This is a genomic window from Pengzhenrongella frigida, from assembly GCF_004168625.1.
Classification (GTDB): Bacteria; Actinomycetota; Actinomycetes; order Actinomycetales; family Cellulomonadaceae; genus Pengzhenrongella; species Pengzhenrongella frigida.
This window is the reverse complement of the sequence record NZ_SDWW01000042.1, coordinates 1-20,452: the sequence shown is the minus strand read 5'-3', so window position 1 is coordinate 20,452 and position 20,452 is coordinate 1. Positions and strand designations below refer to the sequence as shown.

Annotated in this window: 14 protein-coding genes and 1 rRNA gene; 5 read left to right on the top strand and 10 right to left on the bottom strand. The window is 73.3% G+C overall.

Translation table 11 applies throughout. From position 1 onward, the window contains the following. Window positions 1–27: 27 nt before the first annotated feature. The 4 genes from EUA98_RS15335 to EUA98_RS15320 all read left to right on the top strand — a co-directional run bounded on the left by EUA98_RS15335 (window position 28) and on the right by EUA98_RS15320 (window position 5,946). Window positions 28–648 (top strand): TetR/AcrR family transcriptional regulator, encoded by a 621-nt coding sequence (locus tag EUA98_RS15335; RefSeq protein WP_130103568.1) that lies wholly within the window; start codon window positions 28–30, stop codon window positions 646–648. Window positions 649–838: 190 nt separating this feature from the next. Next, entirely contained in the window at window positions 839–2,269 is a 1,431-nt protein-coding gene (locus tag EUA98_RS15330; protein WP_130103567.1) for a dicarboxylate/amino acid:cation symporter, read from the top strand. A 123-nt stretch (window positions 2,270–2,392) separates the two neighbouring features. Then, window positions 2,393–3,211, top strand: coding sequence for an FAD binding domain-containing protein (locus tag EUA98_RS15325; RefSeq protein WP_130103566.1), 819 nt, complete (start codon window positions 2,393–2,395; stop codon window positions 3,209–3,211). Next, window positions 3,208–5,946, top strand: a complete 2,739-nt coding sequence (locus tag EUA98_RS15320; protein WP_130103565.1) for a molybdopterin-dependent oxidoreductase — start codon at window positions 3,208–3,210, stop codon at window positions 5,944–5,946. The genes EUA98_RS15325 and EUA98_RS15320 overlap by 4 nt, the downstream gene beginning before the upstream one ends. A gap of 25 nt (window positions 5,947–5,971) precedes the next feature. On the opposite strand, the gene EUA98_RS15315 is transcribed toward EUA98_RS15320, so the two are convergent. After that, the gene (locus tag EUA98_RS15315) at window positions 5,972–7,081 is read right to left on the bottom strand and encodes an XdhC family protein (protein ID WP_130103564.1); all 1,110 of its coding nucleotides are present in this window, start codon (window positions 7,079–7,081) and stop codon (window positions 5,972–5,974) included. Between the two features lie 136 nt (window positions 7,082–7,217). Here EUA98_RS15315 and EUA98_RS15310 point away from each other — a divergent pair, with 136 nt between their 5' ends. Further along, the gene (locus tag EUA98_RS15310; RefSeq protein ID WP_130103563.1) at window positions 7,218–7,847 is read left to right on the top strand and encodes a nucleotidyltransferase family protein; all 630 of its coding nucleotides are present in this window, start codon (window positions 7,218–7,220) and stop codon (window positions 7,845–7,847) included. 10 nt (window positions 7,848–7,857) lie between these two features. Here the strand turns inward: EUA98_RS15310 and EUA98_RS15305 are convergent, their stop codons facing one another. The 9 genes from EUA98_RS15305 to rrf all read right to left on the bottom strand — a co-directional run. Next, window positions 7,858–9,171, bottom strand: a complete 1,314-nt coding sequence (locus EUA98_RS15305) for a glycosyltransferase (protein ID WP_130103562.1) — start codon at window positions 9,169–9,171, stop codon at window positions 7,858–7,860. Beyond that, window positions 9,168–11,345: a glycosyltransferase gene (locus EUA98_RS15300; RefSeq protein ID WP_130103561.1), complete on the bottom strand. Its 2,178-nt coding sequence runs from the start codon at window positions 11,343–11,345 to the stop codon at window positions 9,168–9,170. The genes EUA98_RS15305 and EUA98_RS15300 overlap by 4 nt, the downstream gene beginning before the upstream one ends. 65 nt (window positions 11,346–11,410) lie before the next feature. Further along, complete coding sequence (locus EUA98_RS15295; RefSeq protein ID WP_242511579.1) at window positions 11,411–13,207, bottom strand: GH36-type glycosyl hydrolase domain-containing protein; 1,797 nt, start codon at window positions 13,205–13,207, stop codon at window positions 11,411–11,413. Continuing rightward, a complete protein-coding gene (locus EUA98_RS20300; protein ID WP_242511576.1) occupies window positions 13,164–14,876 on the bottom strand; it encodes a hypothetical protein in 1,713 nt (570 codons plus the stop codon). Before EUA98_RS20300 ends, EUA98_RS15295 begins: the two co-directional genes overlap by 44 nt. 42 nt (window positions 14,877–14,918) lie before the next feature. Beyond that, entirely contained in the window at window positions 14,919–15,215 is a 297-nt protein-coding gene (locus EUA98_RS15290) for a hypothetical protein (RefSeq protein ID WP_130103559.1), read from the bottom strand. A gap of 79 nt (window positions 15,216–15,294) precedes the next feature. Next, window positions 15,295–17,406 carry a putative bifunctional diguanylate cyclase/phosphodiesterase gene (locus tag EUA98_RS15285; RefSeq protein ID WP_165372852.1) on the bottom strand — a complete coding sequence of 704 codons (2,112 nt, stop codon included), beginning with the start codon at window positions 17,404–17,406 and terminating at the stop codon, window positions 15,295–15,297. A 160-nt stretch (window positions 17,407–17,566) separates the two neighbouring features. Next, a complete protein-coding gene (locus tag EUA98_RS15280) occupies window positions 17,567–19,192 on the bottom strand; it encodes a phospholipase D family protein (RefSeq protein WP_242511575.1) in 1,626 nt (541 codons plus the stop codon). A 114-nt stretch (window positions 19,193–19,306) separates the two neighbouring features. Next, the gene (locus EUA98_RS15275) at window positions 19,307–20,170 is read right to left on the bottom strand and encodes an HAD family hydrolase (protein WP_130103557.1); all 864 of its coding nucleotides are present in this window, start codon (window positions 20,168–20,170) and stop codon (window positions 19,307–19,309) included. Between the two features lie 212 nt (window positions 20,171–20,382). Beyond that, window positions 20,383–20,452 (bottom strand): 5S ribosomal RNA (rrf, locus tag EUA98_RS20660); the annotation flags it as partial.

Below are 20,452 nucleotides of genomic sequence, written 5' to 3'. Positions count from 1 at the left end.
CCGCAACCGTCGAGCACGGAGGTCATCATGGGCAGGACCCCGCTCTTCGACCGGACCACGGTGGTGCGCAGCGCCCGGGACCTCTTCTGGGTGCGGGGCTTCGAGGGGACCTCGATCGCGCAGCTCGAGAGTGCGACCGGGCTGCACCGGTCGAGCCTCTACCACTGCTTCGGGAGCAAGCGCGGGCTCTTCGACGTCGCGCTCGACGACTACCTCGACACGGTCATCCGGCCCCGCCTTCGCGTTCTGCGCACCGAGCCAGCGGGCGCCGACGCGGTGCTGCGGTACCTCTCGTCCGTCCGGGTCGCCATCGAGTCCCTCCCCGACGACGCGGCGCGCCGTGGCTGCCTGCTCGTGGGCTGCGCCGCCGGTCTCGCGGGCCAGGACGAAGCCGCCCGGGAGTTCGTCGCCGCGTACTGGGACGAGTTCACCGCGGCGCTCCGGCAGGCCCTGACCATCGCGGGCGACCCCCGCGTCGGGGCCGGCGTGGTGGACCAGCGCGCCCGGACGATCGCCGCAATGTCGACGAGCGCGATGCTGCTCGACCGGGTCGACCGGGTCGAGCAGCTCGCGATCTTGGCGGCAGCAGAAGCCCTGGTCCGCTCCTGGTTCAGCCCGGTGGACGAGCCCGGCGTCACGCCGGCGTGAGGCAAGTCGTAGGATGACTCACCTCATGCGCAATCCCTGGAACCTCTCCTCCCGCCTCCACGTCGATCTTCGACGTCAGGCGAGCGGGTCCTGTCGCAACGTCGAGCACCCGACGAATCTTCGCTGACGCGAAGTCGGTGGCGCTGTCGCGCCCCGCACGACCTGACCCCTCCGGAAGGCTCTCCCCCTCATGGCTGTTCGCCGCCTTCGGCTGCCCTCGTTCGGCATCCAGATCCTTGTCGCCCTCGTCCTGGGCGTCGCCCTGGGCGTCCTCGCCCGCTCGATCGGACCGGCCGGTGACGGCGCCGACAACGGCCTCACCGTGACGCTGTCCACCATCGGCAGCTCGTTCGTCCTGCTGCTCCGGGCGCTGGTCCCGCCGCTCATCCTCACCGCGATCATCGCCTCGGTCGCGAACCTGCGCAACGTCACCAACGCCGCCCGGCTGGCCGGGCAGACGTTGCTCTGGTTCGCGATCACGGCCCTGGCATCCGTCCTGATCGGGATCACCCTCGGCCTGGTCCTGCGGCCCGGGCTCAGCACCAGCCTCACCCCGCAGGACGGCGCGGTCCCCGACCGCACCGGCTCCTGGCTCGACTTCCTCACCGGTCTGCTGCCGGCCAACTTCCTCGGTCTGAGTGCGACCACGCACCTGGAGCCGGGGGCCGACGGCGTCGTCGCGGCCGCCAGCACCGGGTTGTCCTTCAACGCCCTGCAGCTCGTCGTGATCGCGCTCGTGCTGGGCTTCGCGGCGCTCAAGGTCGGCGCGGCCGCCGAACCGTTCCTCTCCGTGAACCGGTCGGTCCTCGCCATCATCCAGACGGTGCTGTGGTGGTTGATCCGGCTCGCGCCGCTCGGCACCGTCGGCCTGCTCGGCAACGCGGTCGCGAGCTACGGCTGGGAGCTGCTCGGCCCGCTCGGGATCTTCGCGGTCGCGGTGTACCTCGGGCTCGCGCTGGTGCTCTTCGGGCTGTACCCGCTGATCCTGAAGCTGAACGGTCTGTCGCCGGTGCGCTGGTTCGCGGGCGCCTGGCCGGCGATCCAGCTCGCGTTCGTCTCGCGTTCTTCGCTCGGCACCCTGCCCGTGACCGAGCGCGTCACCGTGGCGAACCTCGGGGTCCCCAAGGAGTACGCGGCGTTCGCGGTGCCCTTCGGTGCGACCACCAAGATGGACGGCTGCGCCGCGGTCTACCCCGCCCTGTCCGCCATCTTCATCGCCCAGGTCTTCGGCATCGACCTGTCGATCTGGGACTACGTGCTCATCGCGTTCGTGTCGGTCGTCGGTTCGGCGGCCACGGCCGGGCTCACCGGCGCGCTGGTCATGCTCACCCTGACGCTGTCCACCCTCGGCCTCCCGCTCGAGGGGGTCGGGCTGCTGCTCGCGATCGACCCGATCCTCGACATGGGGCGCACGGCGGTCAACGTCGCGGGCCAGACCGTGATCCCGACCATCGTGGCGAAGCGCGAAGGTCTTCTCGACCTGTCGGTCTTCACCTCGTCCAAGGCCGCGAACCCGTTCGCCGACGACCCGTTCGGCCCGCCCACCCCGGCCGTGGAGCCGGTCGCACCCACGACGGCGGAGCGCGGGTCACCGCTCACCGTCGGGCACCAAGCACGGTGACAGAGTCCACGTCGGGTCCGCGGAAGCGGGCCCGACGTGGCGCGTTAGGGTCGGACCATCAGGCCCGTCGGCGCCGGGCCTGATGGTTCGCCGAGCGGCCACCGGGTGCGAGAGGACGAGCTGATGGACCTGAACACCGTGGCGTCGATCACCCCGGCGCGAAGCCGCGACGACCTGCGCCTGCTCGGCCCGGGCGTCGCCCCGCTGGCCGGCGGCTCCGAGCTGTTCGCCTCTCCGCGGCCCGAGCTCGTGGGGCTCGTCGACCTGCTCAGCCTGGGGTGGCCCGCCCTGGTGATCTCCGACGACGGCCTCGAGATCGCCGCGACCTGCACCCTCGCCGCGCTGTCCCGGCTGCCCGCGGTGCCCGGATGGACCGCCCAGCCCCTGTTTCTCGAGTGCTGCGGCGCCCTGTTCGGCTCCTTCAAGATCTGGAACGTCGCGACCGTCGGCGGCAACCTCTGCACCTCGCTGCCCGCGGGACCGATGACCGCACTGGCGGTCGCGCTCGACGCCGAGCTCCTGGTCTGGCGTCGCGACGGCCAGGACGAGGTCCTGCCGGCGAGCGAGTTCGTGACCGGGAACATGACGAACGTGCTCGAACCCGGGGACGTCCTGCGATCGATCCACCTCCCCCTCGCCGCGCTGCGCGCCCGGACCGCGTACCGCAAGATCGCCCTGTCCCCGCTGGGCCGGTCGGGCGCCGTCCTGGTGGGCCGGCTCGACCCGGACGGTGGCTTCCTGCTCGCCGTGACCGGGGCGACCGTGCGGCCCGAGCTGCTGCGCTACCCGTCGCTACCCACCGCCGCCGAGCTGCGCGCGGACCTCGACGCCATCGGCTCCTGGTTCACCGACCCGCACGGTGCGGCCGACTGGCGACGCGCCGTGAGCGCGGTGCTCGGCGAGGAGATCCGCACCGAGCTCGAGGACAGGTCGGTGGCATGAAGCTCTCGATCAACGGCGAGACCGTCGACGCGGTCGCCGCACCAGGACAGTCGCTACGCACGTTCCTGCGCGATCGCGCGCACTTCGAGGTGAAGAAGGGCTGCGACACGGGCGACTGCGGAGCCTGCTCGGTCCTGCTCGACGGCGTCCCGGTGCACTCGTGCCTCTACCCGGCCGGCCGGGCGGAGGGCGCGGCGGTCACGACCGTCGCCGGTCTCGGCCGCGACGGCGACCTCTCCCCGCTCCAGCAGCGCTTCGTCGACGCGGCGGGCTTCCAGTGCGGGTTCTGCACCCCCGGCATGATCGTCACCGCCTCCACGCTGGACGCCGACGAGCTCGACGCGCTGCCGCGCATGCTCAGCGGCAACCTGTGCCGGTGCACCGGCTATCGCGCGATCGAGGACGCCGTGCGCGGCACCCACCGTCGGGTCGGCGAGCCCCGCGAACCCGACCCGGCCACCTCGCGCGCCGCCGCCGCCCGCGCCTGCGGCCGGGTGGGCACGTCCCATCCCGCGCCCGCGAGCACCCGGATCGTCAGCGGCCAGGAGCCGTACACGCTGGACATCGCGGTGCCCGGACTGCTTCACCTGGCCGTGCTCGCCAGCCCGCACGCGCATGCCCGCATCACCCGGATCGACACCCGTGCCGCCGCCGCCCTTCCCGGGGTGCACGCGGTCCTCACCCACGTGGACTCCCCCGCGACGCTCTACTCCTCGGCGCGCCACGAGAGCCGCCTGGATGACCCCGACGACTCGCTCGTGCTCGACGACGTCGTGCGGTTCCGCGGGCAGCGGGTCGCGGCGGTGGTCGCCGACACGGTGGCCATCGCCGAACAGGCGTGCGCCCTGATCGCGGTCGACTACGACGAGCTCCCGGCGGTGTTCGACCCGCGGGCGGCCCTCGCCCCCGGCGCCGCGCTGGTGCACGGGGACAAGGACGCGGCCACGTCCCGGCTCGCCGACCCCCGCCGCAACCTGGTCGCCGAGATGCACGGCGAGCACGGCGACCTCGCCGCGGGCCTGGCCGAGGCCACGACCGTCGTCACCGGCACGTGGCAGACGCAGCGGGTGGCGCACGTCCAGCTCGAGACGCACGCGACCATCGGCTGGATCGAGGACGGTCGGCTCGTGCTGCGCACGGCCACGCAGGTGCCGTTCCTGGTGCACAAGGAGATCTGTCGGATCTTCGCCCTCGAACCGGCCAAGGTGCGCGTGTTCGCGGCCCGGGTCGGTGGCGGCTTCGGTGGCAAGCAGGAGATCCTGACCGAGGACATCGTCACCCTGGCGGTCCTGACGACCGGCCGGCCGGTGCAGTACGAGTTCACCCGCACCGACGAGATGACGATCTCGCCGGTGCGGCACCCGTTCGAGGTCACCGTCACGCTCGGCGCGACGCAGGACGGGCGGCTCACCGCGCTCGGGCTCGAGGTCCTGTCCGACACCGGGGCGTACGGGAACCACGGGCCCGGGGTGATGTACCACGGCTGCTCGGAGTCGGTCAGCCTGTACGCCGTCCCCCACAAGCGGGTCGACGCGCGGTGCGTCTACACGAACAACCCGCCGTCGGGGGCGTTCCGGGGGTACGGCCTCGGCCAGGTGATCTTCGGGATCGAGTCCGCCCTCGACGAGCTCGCGCGCAGGCTCGGCATCAGCCCGTTCGACCTGCGGCGGCTCAACTCGATCGGCCCGACGGACCCGCTCGTGGTGACCGAGGTCGAGGGCGCCGACCTGATCATCGGCAGCTACGGCCTGGACCAGTGCCTGGACCTGGCCGAGGCCGCCCTCACGCGCGGCAACGGCGTCGAAGCGCCGGCCGGACCGCAGTGGCGGGTCGGCGCCGGGATGGCGTCGGCCATGATCGCCACGATGCCCCCGCGCGGGCACTTCTCCCAGGCCTCGATCCGGCTGGACCCCGCCGGCACCTACACGCTGGGGATCGGGACGGTCGAGTTCGGCAACGGGACGACCACCGTGCACGCTCAGATCGCGGCGACCGCGCTGAACACCACGGCGGACCGGGTCCACATCCGGCAGTCGGACACGGACGTCGCCGACTACGACACCGGCGCGTACGGGTCGGCCGGGATCACGGTCGCAGGCAAGGCCGTGCTCGCGGCCGCCACCGCCCTCATCGAGCAGCTGCAGCTCACCGCCGCCGCCCGGACGGGGCTGCCGGCCGAGTCCTGGACACCGGAGCCGACCGGGCTGCGGTCCGGGTCGGTCTTCCTGCCGCTGACCGAGCTCGCCGGCGCGACCGGGCTCGAGGCCAAGGGCGCGGAGGATGGCGCCGTGCGGTCGCTCGCCTTCAACGTGCACGCGTTCCGGGTGGCGGTGGACACGCAGACCGGCGAGGTGCGCATCCTGCAGTCGATCCAGGCCGCCGACGCCGGCGTCGTGATGAACCCCGAGCAGTGCCGCGGACAGATCGAGGGCGGGGTGGCGCAGGCGATCGGGACCTCGCTGTACGAGGAGATCGTGCTCGACGGCGCCGGCACCGTCACCACCCGGGTGCTGCGCAGCTACCACGTGCCCCAGCTGGCCGACGTCCCGGTCACGGAGATCTACTTCGCGAGCACGACCGACTCCCTCGGCCCGTACGGCGCCAAGTCGATGAGCGAGTCCACCTACAACCCGGTCGCGCCGGCGCTCGCGAACGCGGTTCGGGACGCGATCGGGGTCCGACCGTTCGAGCTGCCGATGTCGCGCGACCGGATCTGGCGGCTGCTGCAGCTCTGAACCCGACCAGGATCGATCGGCCCGGTCAGCCGCGGGTCGGGTGGATCGGACCATCGGTGCGGGCCAGCGGCGCACCGGACGCGCCGGTGCGGGCCGCGAGCACCTCGGCCAGGATCGACACGGCCGTCTCGGCGGGGGTGCTCGCGCCAAGGTCCAACCCGATCGGCGAGTGCAACCGGGCCAGCTCGTCGGGACCGACCCCCGCATCCGTGAGCCGCCCGACGCGCCGCTCGTGCGTGCGTCGCGATCCCATCGCCCCGACGTAGCCGACTCCGAGCCGGAGCGCCACGGTGAGCAGCGGCAGATCGAACTTCTCGTCGTGGGTGAGGACGCAGACGACCGTGCGCGAGTCCACCGGCGTGGCCGCGAGGTAGTCGGCCGGCCACTGCACGACCACGTCGTGCGCGGAAGGGAACCGCTCGGGTGTGGCGAACACGGCGCGGGCATCGCACACGGTCACGCGGTACCCCAGGAGGGTGGCGGCGTCGCACAGCGCCGCGGCGAAGTCGACCGCGCCGAAGATGAGGAGCCTGGGCGGCGGCGCCGCGACCACGTAGAGCACCCGGACCTCACGGGCGCCGCACGCCAGCTCACCGGTGGCGGTGGCGCCCGCGGCGAGGAGCGCCCGCAGCTCGGCGGTGATCCGCCGCGCGGTGGCGTCGTCGAGTGCCACGTCGTGGTCCGCAGCGGCACCCGCCCCCGCGGGCAGGATCATCCCGGTCCCGGGCCCGTCGACGACGATCGCCAGGCCGGCCGGCTCGCCGCGCCGCGCCGCTTCGAGCTCGGACCGCACCCCGGCGCTCAGCGCGTTCCGCTCACCGGCCGGGGCCAGCTCGCTGACGAACACCTCGAGGCTGCCGCCGCAGCTCAGGCCCGCGGCGAACGCGTCGTCGTCCGTGACACCGAACTCCGTGAGCACGCATCGTCCGTCCGCGAGGACCTCGCCGGACAACGCGTACACCTCGCCCTCGACGCAGCCACCCGAGATGCTCCCCACCACCGTCCCCGCCTCGGTGACCGCCATCGCTGTGCCGAGGGTGCGCGGCGCGCTGCCGAGCACCCTCGTGACGGTCGCGACGGCCACGCGGTGCCCCGAGTCGAGCGCGTCGAGCAGCGGACCCGCGATCTCAAGCACGGACGGCTCCGACGGGCGGCACCACGGCACGGGCACGGCACCGGCGGGATCGGCCCGGCGCGGGTGCGCGGGTTGACGTCATGTCCGCAGCCTGGCACAGGCTCTCGCCACCGCATCGACGCCGCTCGCGCCTACGATGGCGACCATCACGAGCCCACGCGCGTCCATCCGCTACCCGTCGGTCGTCGGCCTGGTCCTCGCAGCCGGCCGCGGGTCCCGCTACGGCGGCCCGAAGGCGCTGGCGCGGGACGCCGACGGCACGCCGTGGCTCTCGCGTGCGGTGCACGCGCTCCGCCAGGGCGGGTGCGCGCCGGTCGTCGTGGTGCTCGGCGCGGGCGCCGACGAGGCCGAGGCGCTGCTGGACCGGTCGGCCGAGGTGCTGGTGGTGCACGCCGAAGACTGGGCCGCGGGCCTGGCCGCCTCGCTGCGTGCCGGCCTGGGCGCGGTCGCGGCGCTGGTGCCGGAGCCCACCGCCGTCGTCGTCGTCCCCGTCGATGTGCCGGACCTGAGCGCGGAGCTCGTGGCGCGGCTCACGGGCGCACACGCCAACGGTCCGGGTACGACCCCGGTCGACGACGGCACCCTCCGACGCGCGGTCTTCCACGGCCAGCCGGGCCACCCGGTCGTGCTCGGACGTCGGCACTGGGCCCCCCTGCTGGACGGGCTCACCGGTGACAGCGGCGCCCGCGCCTACCTCGCGGCCCGCCAGGCCGTCGAGATCGAGTGCGCAGACCTCGGCACCGGCCTCGACGTCGACCGGTCGTAGACGGGACCAGTCAGGGCCGCGCGGCGGCACCCGTCAGGGCCGCGAACGCCCGCCGGGACCCGGCGCCGCCGGCGAGCGACCCGCTGAGCCGGTCGAGCCGGTCGCGTGCCTCCCGATCGAGGGCGAGGAGCCGGCTCGCCGCCGCGCGCAGCTCGCCCGCGCCTGCCACGTTCGGGTCCAGCACCAGCCCGAAACCGGCGTCCTCCACGGCCGCGGCGCCGGCGAACTGGTCCGTCGAGAACGGCAGCAGGAGCAAGGGGACACCGGCGGTCATCGCCTCCGTCACCGAGTTGTTGCCACCGTGCGAGACGGCGAGCGCGGCGCCGTCCAACAACCGCACCTGCGGCAAGAACTCACGCACGAGCCAGGTCGCCGGAACGGGGCCGAGCTCGACCGGGCTCGTCGAGCCGGTCGCGATCGCGACCCGCACGTCCAGCCCGCGCAGGGCCTCGACCACCCGCGCGAGCACGTCCGACCGCACGGACAGGAAGCTGCCGAAGCTGACGTACACGACCGGGACATCGCTCCCGGCGAGCCAGCGCTCGACGTCGTCGTCGACGACCTCGGCACGGACCGCGGAGCCGAGGAACGCGTGCGGCGGGAGCAGTCGCCCCCGGTCGGGGTCGTGGAGCTCGACCGGGTAGTTGAGCAGGAGCACGTCTCCGGTCTCCGTGAACGCATCCTCGCTCGCGGCCGCGCCGGGGTCGAGCAGCACGAGGGCCCCGTTCCACTGCTCGGTGAAGGTGTCCCGGACCTGCCCGCACAGCCGGTGCAGCGCGGCCAGGTCGGCAGTGTGCGGATCGAAGCACGCCGGCCATCGCGCGGGATACCCGTAGACCTCGTCGCCGACGCTGAGCGCGGTCGGATGCCCGAGCACGACGTCGGCGTGGCGTATCCCCGCGCTCTTCAGGGCCAGGCGTGCGCTGAAGGCGAGGTGGTCGACGATCACCTCGTCGGGCTGCACCCGGGCCACGAGGCGCTGCACGTCCCGGGCCGTGTCGACGGGGTTCCACAGCAGATCTGCGTTGCGGGCCTGCGCCTGGAAGCGCAGCGTGGCGACCATGCCCTCGCGGGTGGCGGCGAAGAAGCCGCGCAGGGCGTCGTCCTCGCCCTTCGGCTGCTGCTCGGCCCGGATCACGCCCGGGTTCGACCCCCGGCCCAGCTGGAGGTGCTCGCGCTCGAACCCGAACGCCTCGACGATGTCGGCCGTCGCCGGCCCGCTGGCGACCACCACCCGCTCCCCCGCGGCCAGCCAGGCAGAACCGAGGGTCGCGAGCGGGAACAGGTGGGAGGCGTAGTCGGGGCTGATGATCAGCAGCGTCATGAGCCGATCATCGCCCAGGACGCCGACCCGGCGGGCGCCGCGACGCGGCGGTAGGCGTCGGACAGCCTCGTGGCCATGGCCTGGATCGTGAACTTCGCCCGGACCATGTCCCGGGCCCGTTCGACGCCCTCGTCGCGGTGCGGACCGGAGGCCAGGTCGAGCGCAGCGGCGATCGCCCCGGCGAGCGCGCGCGGGTCACGGGTCTCCACCAGGAGGCCCGTCACCCCGTCCTCGACGTAGGTCGCCGGACCGCCGGACGACGGCGCCACGACCGTGAGCCCGGTCGCCATCGCCTCGAGCAGGGCGATGCCGAACTCCTCCTTGACGCTCGCGCACACGTAGACGCCGTGCGGCGCCGCCAGGCCGGGTCGGCCGTACCGAGCCGCCGCGAGCCAGCGCGCCACCGTCCCGTTCGCCCGGTGCCCGGCCAGCAGCAGCCCCTGCCGCGGACCGTCCGGCACGGCGGAGGCGATGCGGGTCAGCTGCCCCTGCTCGGCGACGGACGGCCGGGTGAGGTCACCGCCGACGACGAGCAGGTTGCACCGCTCTCGCAGCGCCGGGTCCTGCGCCCACACCTCGACCAGGGTGGCCATCCCCTTGACCTGGTGCAGCCGTCCCACCGTGACCGCGAGCGGGAGCCCGCGACGCGCGGGCGGCAGGTCGCTGAGCAGCGCATCGAGCGCACCCAAGGCCGCCTGTCCGGTCGAGCCGAGGTGCGGCGCGGTCCCGATCGCACCGCGCGCGTCGGCCAGGGAGCGGTCGATGACCCCGAGGTCGATGCCCTCGGCGATCACCGAGTACCGCTCGGGGTGCGCGTCGAGGTCGAGACCGACGAGCCGACGCAGGTCCGGCGCCAGGTTCGGGCGCGGGAAGAGCACGAGATGGGCAGCGTCCGCGGTGAGCCGTTGCACGAGGCGGACCCGGAACCAGAAGTGCTCGGTCTCGTCCACGCTGCCGAAGTTCGCGCGGGTCAGCGTCCCGGCTGCCGCCAGGGTCTCGATGGCCGCGTGCGGGTCGGGCGCGACGGTGAACAGGATCGGCAGGTCCCGCTCGCGCGCGACCGTCGCGGCGGCGAGGGAACCGACGTCGGCCATCCGCAGGTGGATCGCGTCGACGGGCCCGGCCGCGCGGAGCACGCGACGGATTCCGCGTTGCGCGGCGACCCGCTGCGGCCAGGCATCGACGGAGGCGACCGGTTCCCCGAGGAACGGCACGGCCGCGAAGGAGTGTCCCGGCACGGTGGAGCCGATCTCGGCCAGGCAGGACAGCGCCTGGGCGGGCCGGCCCCGGGAGATCGTCACGACGCGCTCGACCTGGCGGGAGCTCGACACATCGCCGGCCACCAGGGCGTCGCCCAGGCGCACGAGCAGCGTCGCGATGCCGCCGTTGTCTCCCGCGCCCACCTGGGCGAGATCGCGGTCGAGGTCCGCGTGCAGGAAGAGCTGGGCGATCGTCATGCCCTGGTTCCACGGTGCCCGGGACGCCTCCGGAACGGTCAGGTCGACCAGCGCCAACCGGGCCAGGTCGGCGAGCTCATCGGCCCCCTGGGCCAGGTCCGACAGGACGGCGAGCACCGCGTCGGTCGCGGTGCGGTCGCCCAGCCCCGCGATGCCGGCCGCCCGGACGACCGTGGCCTCGCCTGCCCTGAGCGCAGCGCGCCGCAGGATGCGCTCGGGGATCCGGCCGGGCACCAGACCGGCGGTCTCGACCAGCCGGGCCCTGGCCGGTGGGTCGTCGATCCCGAGCAGCGCGCCCTCGAGCGCGAGCGCCACGTGATCGGGAGCCGAACCTCCCCACTGCTCGAGGGTGCGCTGGGCGAGCATGCCGGGGAAGCCGCCGTCGACGACCATGGCGACCAGGCCCGCGACGGCGTCCAGGCGCGGCAGCCGCGTCCCGAGCGCCCAGGCGGTGTGCTCGCGCAGGAAGGGCACGTCCTGCGCGAGGAGCCCGACGAGCACCTCGTCCGCCGACTGGTCGAACACCTGGGCCAGCGCGTGGACGGCAGCGATCGCCGTGAGCTGGTCGCTGGGGTCGGCCGCGGCCGCCGCGAGGACGAGGACGGCGCGGGGTCCCCCGTCGCGGCTCGCTGCGAGGGTGAGCTCGTCGGCCCGCCTGATGGCCTCGAGCAACGAGGTCGCCCCCCGCACAGCCTCGAGCGCGCCCTGAGTTCCCACGGTGTCTCCCTCGATTGCGGACTTCCCCGCTTGAAGCGTGCCGCGAGGACTTTCATTCCGCGCGGTCAGGCGGTGACGATCTGCAGCAGACCTCCCCCGGCCCGCACCGCTCGGCGGACCAGCTCGAGGTCGACGCCCACCCCGGGCTGACGGTAGGGATTGACCAGCGACGTCGTGGGCAGCGCCGCGCCGTCCAGGAGCACGGAGACCGGGCCGCAACCCCGCGGCCCCACGGTGTAGGCCAGGCGCAGCGCCAGGCCGTCGAGCGGCACGGTTGCCGTCAGGCCGTCCAGCGCCGCCGGGAGCACCGGGTCGATCTCCAGCACGTCGCCGCGCCGGCGGATCCCGAGCAGGGTCTCGACCACGAGCCGCAGGAACAGCCCCGGACCGGAGGAGTAGACCCGCCAGCCACCCTCGAGGGCCACCTCGCCGGTACCGATCCGGTCGTAGTGCTCGGCGGCGTCGTACCGGTCGGTGAAAGCCGCGTCCGACGACGAGTAGTAGCAGGTCGACTGGCGCGGCGCTGCCGTCGGGACCCGGCCGGCGAGGCCGACGGGGTTGGCCAGCAGCAGCGCCGGCAGGAGCTTGTCGGCATCCCCGTGCCGGGCGAGCGCCTCGGCGTACCGCAGGTGGGCGTGGGTGTACATGATGCCGATCTCCCGGCCGAAGAAGGTGCTGGCCTCCGCGCGCTGGAAGACCTCCATCGGGCCGCCCTGGTAGCGCGCCGGCGCGTCGAAGAGCCGGGCGCCGTCGGGGCCGAGCAGGTGCTGCTCGAGGGCCTCGAGGTGGGTGCGGGCCGCCTCCGGGCTGAGCAGGTCGCCCGTGATCGCGTTGATCATCGGCAGCACGCTGTAGCGCAGTCCGGTGCGCTCGTCGCTCGGGTGCACGAGATGCTCGACCGTCCCGTCGTCGTGGAACAGCCCGTACCCGCACAGCAGGCCGTCCTTCACCAGGACCTGCGCCAGGGCGGTCGCGCTGCGGTCCGCCTGGTCCTCGGCGGCGCCGGCCCAGATGGCGGCGGCGGCCTGCGTGGCGGACCCGTCCCACTCGGCCGCACCGCGCGTTGCGTCCGCGTCCAGTCCGCGCAGCGCGCCGGCGAGGGTGCGCAACGAGAACACCTGCTGCGTGACCGTCCAGGTCGAGCAGAGCCGCGCCGCGAGCTCCGGATCGGCGGGCTGCAGCGAGTCGTTCCAGTCGCCGTGGCCGTAGGCGGGCAGCGGGCTGCCGGGCACGGTGCTCGCGGCGATGTGCGCGAGCGCCCGAGAGAGGTGGTCGAGGACGGACGTCGCCTCGGTCGGACCGTCGTCGCCGACGAAGGCGACCGACTCGTCGAGCAGGGTCCGGTCACCGGTGGCGGCGAGGTACTCCCCGACGGCCAGCAACGGCCAGTAGACGACGTCTCCGTGCGCGCTCGACTGACCGCGCGCGTCGTCCAGGTCGAGGAACTCGAACCACTGCGGCCAGTCCCCACGCGCGTTCTGGGCCCGCAGCACCCGCAGGATGAGCGCGCGCAGCGGCGCCATCTCGCTCAGGGCGAGCAGCAGCCCGACCGGTCCCTGGCACACGTCACGCGTGCCCCAGGCCCCGCCGGTGTACTGCTCGAGCCCGCGCGGGGCGAGGTAGTGGACCAGCGCGTCGTGGGAGAACCAGGGCAGGACGGCGTTCAGGCGGTCCAACTCCGCCTCCCACCGCGTGCCGACCGGCGCGTGCAGCGTGATCGCGTCGGAGATGCCGGTCCAGAAGTCCGGCCACGGCCCGGTGCCCAGGCCTTGCGCTGCGAGGCGGCCGGCCGGGACGACGTCGGCCGTGATCGCCAGGTCAAGCCGCCGGGTGGAGGGCGTCGCGAGGGTCAGCCAGGGCATGTCCCGCGACGTGCTGTCGGCGAACAGCGCCTCGTCGCGGCCGACGGCCTCGATCGCCCCGTCGGCCCAGGCGATCCGGAACGACGCGCCGGGCGACCGGGCCGTGATCGCCGAGCCCGCGGGGGCGCGCACGGTCACCCCCCCGCGAGTCCTGGTCCACGATCACGGGGATCGGGTCTGCGCCGTCGTCGCCCCCGAACGCGACGTGCGCGCACACGAGGGCGCGAACCGGCCCACCCGCCACGACGCGCAGCGTCAGCTGCACCTCGTGCGAGGGCGCCGCGGCCCGCGAGACGACCTCGAGCAGGCCGCCGTCGTGCCGGTACCACCAGCGGCACGAGTCGGGGGTGAGCGCCCAGGCGCTCGGGACGTCGAGCAGTGACCAGCTGCCCGGGGCGCCGGCGGACGCGACGAACACCCGCAGGCCGTACGCGCGACGCAGACCGAGGTAGCCCCGCCGGGTGGAGAGCAGGGAGTCCCGGCTGACGTGCCCCTGGGTGAGCTGGGAGTGGAACACGCCAGCCATCCACGCCGTGGAGGTCAGGCTCGACTCGTCCGGCACGAGCACGTCACCCGTGCGCAGGACGTGCCCGTGGGGGCGCAGCACCGCGCGCTCCTTGGCTGCGGTGACCACGTGCGTGCCGTCGTCGGTGAAATAGGCGAGCACCGCACCGCCGTCGAGCTCGGCGTGGTGCACCCCCGGACCGGCCAACGCGGTGAGCGCGCTCTGGTCCAGCGGGAGCGTCTCGAGGACCGGGGCGGTGGAGAACAGCGACCCGACGATCTCGCGGGCGCCGGGTCGCGCGAGGCCCGTCGGCGCCGCGGCCTCGGGCAGGCGGAGCGCAGCGTCGGCCACGGCACCGTCGGCAGCGGAGGTGGCCGCCGGGTGGTCGGCGCGATAGAGGCCGTAGAACCCTGTGGTCAGCGACCCGCCCGAAGCCAGCCGCTCCGGGCGGTCCTGCAGCATCGCCAGGGTGTGCTCGTGCTGCAGCCGGGCGCTCGGCAGCGTCTCGGCCTGCAGGCCGACGGGCACGATCCCGGTGAGCCCGGCCCGACCGACCACCTGGAGGGCATCGGTGCCCCACGCCACCACGTCGCGAAGGCCCCCGAGCACCATCCACGGCACCTGCGCGGCCGGCATGTTCTGGCGGACGGCGAGCGCGGTCCCCGCCGCGCGGGTCAGGACAGGGGTCAGGTCGAGGTACTGCGCCACGTAGAACTCGTTGACCCGCAGGGCTCCGTACGGCGCCAGCGCCACGTCCTGGGTGTGGACCACGTCCACGGTGGTGGGCCCGTCGGTCTCGTTGGTCACCTCGACGTGCCAGAACCAGGCCGTGTCGGACTCTGCCAGCGCGAACCGGACCAGGAAGCTGATACCGCGCCAGGTCCCGCTCACCTCCGGCCCCGTGCGCGTCCAGGTCACGGCGCCCGGGCTCGCGGGGCCGAGCAGCGGGGTGACCTCGACGACGCCGCCGGGAAGGTGCAGCCGCAGGTAGATGTTGGCGGGTCCCGCCTCCACGTCGTCGGACGGGTACATCAGGACGCTGTGGTCACCGGCATCGAGCCGGCGCAGGGTCGCGCTCTCGGTGAACTGGGCCCAGACCCCTGCGGGCGACCGGAAGAGCCGTTCGGGAGATGACACGAGCCCGGCAGCAGGAGAAGAGGTCATGACGACTTGTTTACCACAGGACAAGAAAGACGAAACGGATGCTCAACCGCGTCCTGAGCCGTCCGACGCGCCCTCGACCCAGCTGAGCAGACCCTGGGCTGCCTGGGCGTCGTGCCAGTCCGGTTCGGCGTCGACGGGCTCCATCGACAGGATCGCCGTGCTCAGCCGTTGCCGCAGGACCGCCAGCACCCGGGCCCGGGTGGGCTCGTCGCCACCCAGCGCCCGCACCGACTCGAGGGCGTCAGGTTCGAACCGCACCCGCGCACCGGCGGGCGCCTCGAGATCGACGCTGGCGGACGCGATTGCGGCGTCGACCACCCGGTCCACGCTCTCGGACATGCTGTGCTCCTTGCCGTCACCGACCGTCGCCCCCCTGCCCTGATCGTTCCAGATCGGGACGCACGACGGTAACCGGGTCTCAGGTGCGTCCGGTGGCGCCCGTCGTTCGAAGGACCGGGATGGTCGCGGGGATCAGCTCGATCGCGCCGACCCCGAACAGTGGTCCCCGGCCGAGGTCGCAGGACGCCGCCCGGAGCTCGGCCAGCTGGTCGAGGGTCTCGACGCCGTCGCCGATGGCCACGAGGTCGAGGCTGCGCACCAGCTGGACGATCGCGCGCAGCAGCGCCGGGTCGTGGGACGCGCCCTGCTCCAGGAACGACCCGTCGATCTTCACCATGTCGGCCGGGAGCCGGCGCAGGCAGTCGAGGGACGACCGGGCGGTGCCGAAGCCCTCGATCGCGATCCGGACGCCCATCGCTCGCAGGTCGTCCAGAGCGCCCAGGCCGCCCTCGGCGAGCTCGAGTCCGTCAGCCACCCCGATCACGAGCCCGGCCGGCTCGAGCCCGTGGTCGTCGATGATCCCCCGCACCGCCGTGGCGAACAGGGCGTGCTCGACCTGCTGCGGTGAGACGGCGAAGCTGAGGTAGGCGTCCTGACCGACCGCGGACCGCCACGCGACGAATGCCGTGCAGGCCCGTCGGAACATCTCCGAGCCCACTCCGGCCAGGACACCCGAGTGCTCCGCCGCCGCGATGAGCTCATTGCGGGGCAGCTCACCGAACGCGGGGTCGGACCAGCGGACCGTCGCCTCGATCCCGACGACGACGCCCGAACCCAGGTCCGCGATCGGCTGGTAGTCGAGCGAGATCGCAGCGGTCGCGACCGCCACCGCATGCAGCGACGACTCGAGCCGGAACCGGTTGACGACCTCGTCGTGCATGCCGGGGGTGTACAGCGCCAGACGGCCGCGTCCCTCCGCCTTGGCCTGATACATGGCGAGGTCCGCGTTGCGCAGCAGGGTCTCCGTCGTCTCCCCGGCTCCCGCCACGGCGATCCCGATGCTCGCTCCGACCGTCGCGGTTCGGCCACCGAACTCCACCGGGGTGTCGCGCAGGACGGCCAGGATGCGGTCGCCCAGCGCCATCGCCTGCGCGGGGGTCAGGTTCTCGACCAGCACGGCGAACTCGTCGCCGCCGAGGCGCGCGGCGGTGTCACCCGCCCGGGCGCAGGTCTGCAGGCGACGGGCCGCCGCCACGATCACCTCGTCGCCGGCCGCGTGGCCGAACGTGTCGTTGATCGTCTTGAAGCCGTCGAGGTCGATGAAGAGCACGGCCACCGCCTCGCCTGAGCGCGCCGCGGCCGTCAGGGCATGTCCTACCCGGTCGCGAAAGAGCTTGCGGTTCGGCAACCCGGTGAGCGAGTCGTGCAGGACCTCGTGCGCCAGCCGCTCCTCGAGCTGCTTCTCGCGCGTGACGTCGACGAGCACGCCATGGAAGACCGCACGGCCCTCGGCGTCCCACAGCAGCATGGCGTCGTCCCGTACCCACACGGTCGTGCCGTTGCGGTGCCGCAGGCGGTAGGTGTCCGTGCTCTCGTTCGTCGAACCGGACCGGATCACCCGGCGCTCATGGTCGAGCACCGCCGCGCGGTCGCGCGGGTCGAGCTGTCGGTTCCACAGGTCCGGCTCGGCCAGCCACTCGTCCGCGGTGAAGCCCAACATCCCCGCGATCTGCGGGCTGACATAGTCCCACCGGCCGGCCGCCCCCGGCTCGGCGGCGTAGACGACCGCAGGCACCCGTTCGACCAGGAGGCGGTAGCCCTCCTCGGCGGTGCGCAGCTCGCGCTCGAGCCGCTTGCGGGCCGTGATGTCCTGGGTCATGCCGATCGCGTAGTCGGGAGCCCCTGCGCGGTTCCGGACCAGCGACACCGTCAGCTCGGCCCAGACCATCTGCCCGTCCTTGCCGATGAACCGCTTGTCCATCGAGAACTGATCGAGCTCGCCGTCGACCATCTGCTCGAACAGCTCGAGGTTGGCCGCGGCGTCGTCGGGGTGCGTGAACTCCGTGAAGGTCATGGCGGCGAACTCGTCCGCGGTGAAGCCCAGCGAACGACGCAGCAGATCGTTCGTCATGGTGGTGCGGCCCTCGAGGTCGACGATGCCGATGCCGACCGGGGCCAGCTCGAAGATCGTCTCCAGTCGACCGACCCGGGAGGTCGCGTCGTGAGCAGGCAGTGCCGCGGCGCCGTCCACACCCCTCCCGTTCTGATCGTCGTGAGGGATCCTCCAGGTGACGGGCCAGACGGCGCACCACACAGGTTTCCCTGCGATCCCTATCGGCACCGGTTCTGCCGCGCTGAGGTGACGTTCACCCGTACGGGTGACGAAAAGGCGGCCACCACCGCCGTGGCCATCAGAAGGTGCGGGAACGCCGCATCCGCAAGCTACGCCCGTCGGGGTCATAAAGTACTCGGTATAGCGGCGTGGCCCACAGGCGTGTCCACCGCGAGAGGGGCTCCTGCGTGTAGCGGCGGAGCTGCCCCGGCGGGCGCGGTCCACGGCGGCCACCCGCGTACCAGGCATCCAGCTCGGCAGCCGACCGGGCGAGGGCGCGGAACGTGCGCCCCGGATCTGCCAGGTCACGGCCGTCGTCATCGGCGGGGCGCCCCAGGTGCTCGCGGACGAGCTCGAGCCGTAGCTCGCGCGCCGCCGACGCGACGGCGCCCCCGCCGGGCACGGTGTCGAGCACCGCGCAGCTGAGCTCGCTGTCGTGCGTCCACGAGCGGCGGTTCGCGTTGTCCGAGCCGACGCACGACCAGATGTCATCGATGACGCAGATCTTCGCGTGCACGTAGATCGGGGTGCCCGCCTCGTTCTCGAGGCAGTAGATCGAGACCCGGTCGCCGCCGGCAGCCAGCAGCACCCGCATCGCCGGCTCCCGACCGCGCAGGCTCGGCGGCGCCGCGACCCGACCCGCCTGCTCCGGGGCGCGCGGGATCAGGACGACCAGGTGCAGCGAGGGCTCCCGCCGCAACGCCTCGGCGAACGCCCTCGCCACGTTCGCCGACCACAGGTACTGGTCCTCGACATACACGAACGAGCGTGCCTGCCCGAGCGCCTTGCGGTATCCCCGGGCGATGCTCATCTCCCCGGACGGCGCGAACGGGTACCCCGGGCGGCGGGCCGGGTACGTCCGGAGCAGCTGCACGGCATGGGGACCACGGGCCGGCGGATCGGGAAGCTGCGCCGGAAGGGACGTGCCCCGCTGCCGCTCACCGCGCAGTCGCGCCGTCAGGACGTGCACCGGGTTGCGGCTCAGCGCGGCGGGGTCGTCCCGGCGCTCCCGGAACACGGTCTCGGCGTCGCCGACGGCCGGTCCGCGCACCGCCAGCTGGACGTCATGCCAGGGTGGACGACCGCCGTAGGCCGTGGCCATCTGCTGACTCTGCGGGTCGCCCTCGTGCCGGCGGTCGTCGCGCCGACCGTGACACACGTCGATCCCGCCGATGAACGCGACATCACGTTCGGGGTGGCCCGGGTGCCGAAGCACGACCAGCTTCTGGTGGTGCGAGCCGAGCCGGCGCACCCGCATGTCGAGCAGGGCCTGCCCACCCGCGGCCTCGATCTGCTCGCACAGCTGACGGTTCCCCGCGGCGCTGAACTGGAACCTGTCCGAGTGCGAGCGCCACACCAGTGCGCGCACGTCGACGCCCCGGCGCGCGGCGGCGGCCAGGACCGCGCCCACCTCCGTGCCGGGTCCGGCCAAGAGCTGGTCACGATCACCGCGCCACACCGTGATCAGGAGGAGGTCGCCCGACCCCATGGCCTGCACCGCGAGCAGCAGCTCGGCGAAGTAGACCGCACCGTGCACCAGCGGCTCGACCACGTTCCCCGTCGACCAGGCCGTCCCGTCGCCGTGCCGACGGTCCAGCGTGGTCCGATCGTTTCCGCGCTCGGCAGCGGTGAGGAACCACCGGCTCACCTCCGGATGGGCAGCCCCCGCCGTCGCGCGGGACGAGTGCCCTGTCTCCGTTGCCACCCCACACCCTTCCGCCGCGGCGGCCGGTGCTCCCGATCACCTGTCGGGCACCGGGCCCGCAGCCACCGAATCCGGTACGCGCCATCGCCAACGTAGTCGGCAGACGCGCGCATGTCAGTCGCCCCGGAGCATCCGTTCGAGCACCTGCGCGACGCCGTCCTCGCCGGCAGGCGGCGCGAGGTTGCCCGCTGCGGCGATCGCGTCGGCGTGCCCGCCCGACATCGCGTAGCTCGTCCCGGCCCAGCGCAGCATCTCGATGTCGTTCGGCATGTCCCCGAAGGACACCACGTCGGCCGCGTCGATCCCCCATGCCCGAGCGAGCGCCCCGAGGCTGGACGCCTTCGTCACCCCGAGCGGACCCATCTCGAGCAGGGCGAGGCCCGGGCTCGAGTGCGTGGGTGCGACCAGATCGGTCACGTGCGTGCGCCCGGCCGCGAGCAGGCCGTCCGGGGTCGACCCGGCGCTGATGGCCACCATCTTGATGAGCGGCTCGTCGTCGAGCAGCTCCTCGAGCGTCCCCGCCGACCACAGATCGTGCGGCCCGCCCCGCGGTGGGGCCAGCCCCTCCGCCGGCCCCTGGCCGCGCGCAGCCTCGTAGCCGGCCTCGACCCGCAGCCCGTGCGCTGTCTCGACGGCGAACACGACGTCCGGGACGGCGGATCGGAGCCGGTGGGCGACCTCGAGCACGACATCGTTCGAGATCGCGTGCAACGAGAAGATCGCATCGGTCTGGAGGTCGAGCGTGATCGACCCGTTCGCGCAGATCGCGAAGCGCGACGCGGAGGTCGCCGCCACGACGGGTGCGAGCCAGCGCGGCGGCCGACCCGTGACGTAGACCACCTGGACGCCGGCCTCTTCACAGGCCTCGAGCGCCGCACGAGTGCGGTCCGAGATGGTTCGACCGTGCGGAATGATCGTTCCGTCGAGATCGGTCGCCACCATACGCAGCGGGCGGGGGGACGGGGTCGTCAGAAGCACGAAGTCTCAGTTCTCCAAACTTGTCCGGCTCAGCTCCGCCGGTGCGGGAAGCCGGTACGCGCCCCCAGTATCTCCCGGGTCGGACGCGGGTCGGACGTGCGCGGGCCCTCACAACGTGTGCGGACCCCGTCTACCGGGATCCGCACGTCAAGTGCGTCTGGGCAAAAAGAAAGAGCCATCCCCGAAGGGATGGCTCTTTCTTTTCAATGGTTGTCCGGCGGCGACCTACTCTCCCACACAGTCTCCCGTGCAGTACCATCGGCGCAGAGGGGCTTAGCTTCC

Bases quoted from the DNA above. Each gene is read 5' to 3' on its own strand.
- EUA98_RS15290 (WP_130103559.1), bottom strand. From the start codon at position 15,215: ATGTCCGAGAGCGTGGACCGGGTGGTCGACGCCGCAATCGCGTCCGCC.
- EUA98_RS15295 (WP_242511579.1), bottom strand. From the start codon at position 13,207: ATGCCCTGGCTGACCCTCGCGACGCCCTCCACCCGGCGGCTTGACCTG.
- EUA98_RS15330 (WP_130103567.1), top strand. From the start codon at position 839: ATGGCTGTTCGCCGCCTTCGGCTGCCCTCGTTCGGCATCCAGATCCTT.
- EUA98_RS15305 (WP_130103562.1), bottom strand. From the start codon at position 9,171: ATGACGCTGCTGATCATCAGCCCCGACTACGCCTCCCACCTGTTCCCG.
- EUA98_RS15320 (WP_130103565.1), top strand. From the start codon at position 3,208: ATGAAGCTCTCGATCAACGGCGAGACCGTCGACGCGGTCGCCGCACCA.
- EUA98_RS15310 (WP_130103563.1), top strand. From the start codon at position 7,218: ATGGCGACCATCACGAGCCCACGCGCGTCCATCCGCTACCCGTCGGTC.
- EUA98_RS15335 (WP_130103568.1), top strand. From the start codon at position 28: ATGGGCAGGACCCCGCTCTTCGACCGGACCACGGTGGTGCGCAGCGCC.
- EUA98_RS15325 (WP_130103566.1), top strand. From the start codon at position 2,393: ATGGACCTGAACACCGTGGCGTCGATCACCCCGGCGCGAAGCCGCGAC.
- EUA98_RS20300 (WP_242511576.1), bottom strand. From the start codon at position 14,876: ATGACCTCTTCTCCTGCTGCCGGGCTCGTGTCATCTCCCGAACGGCTC.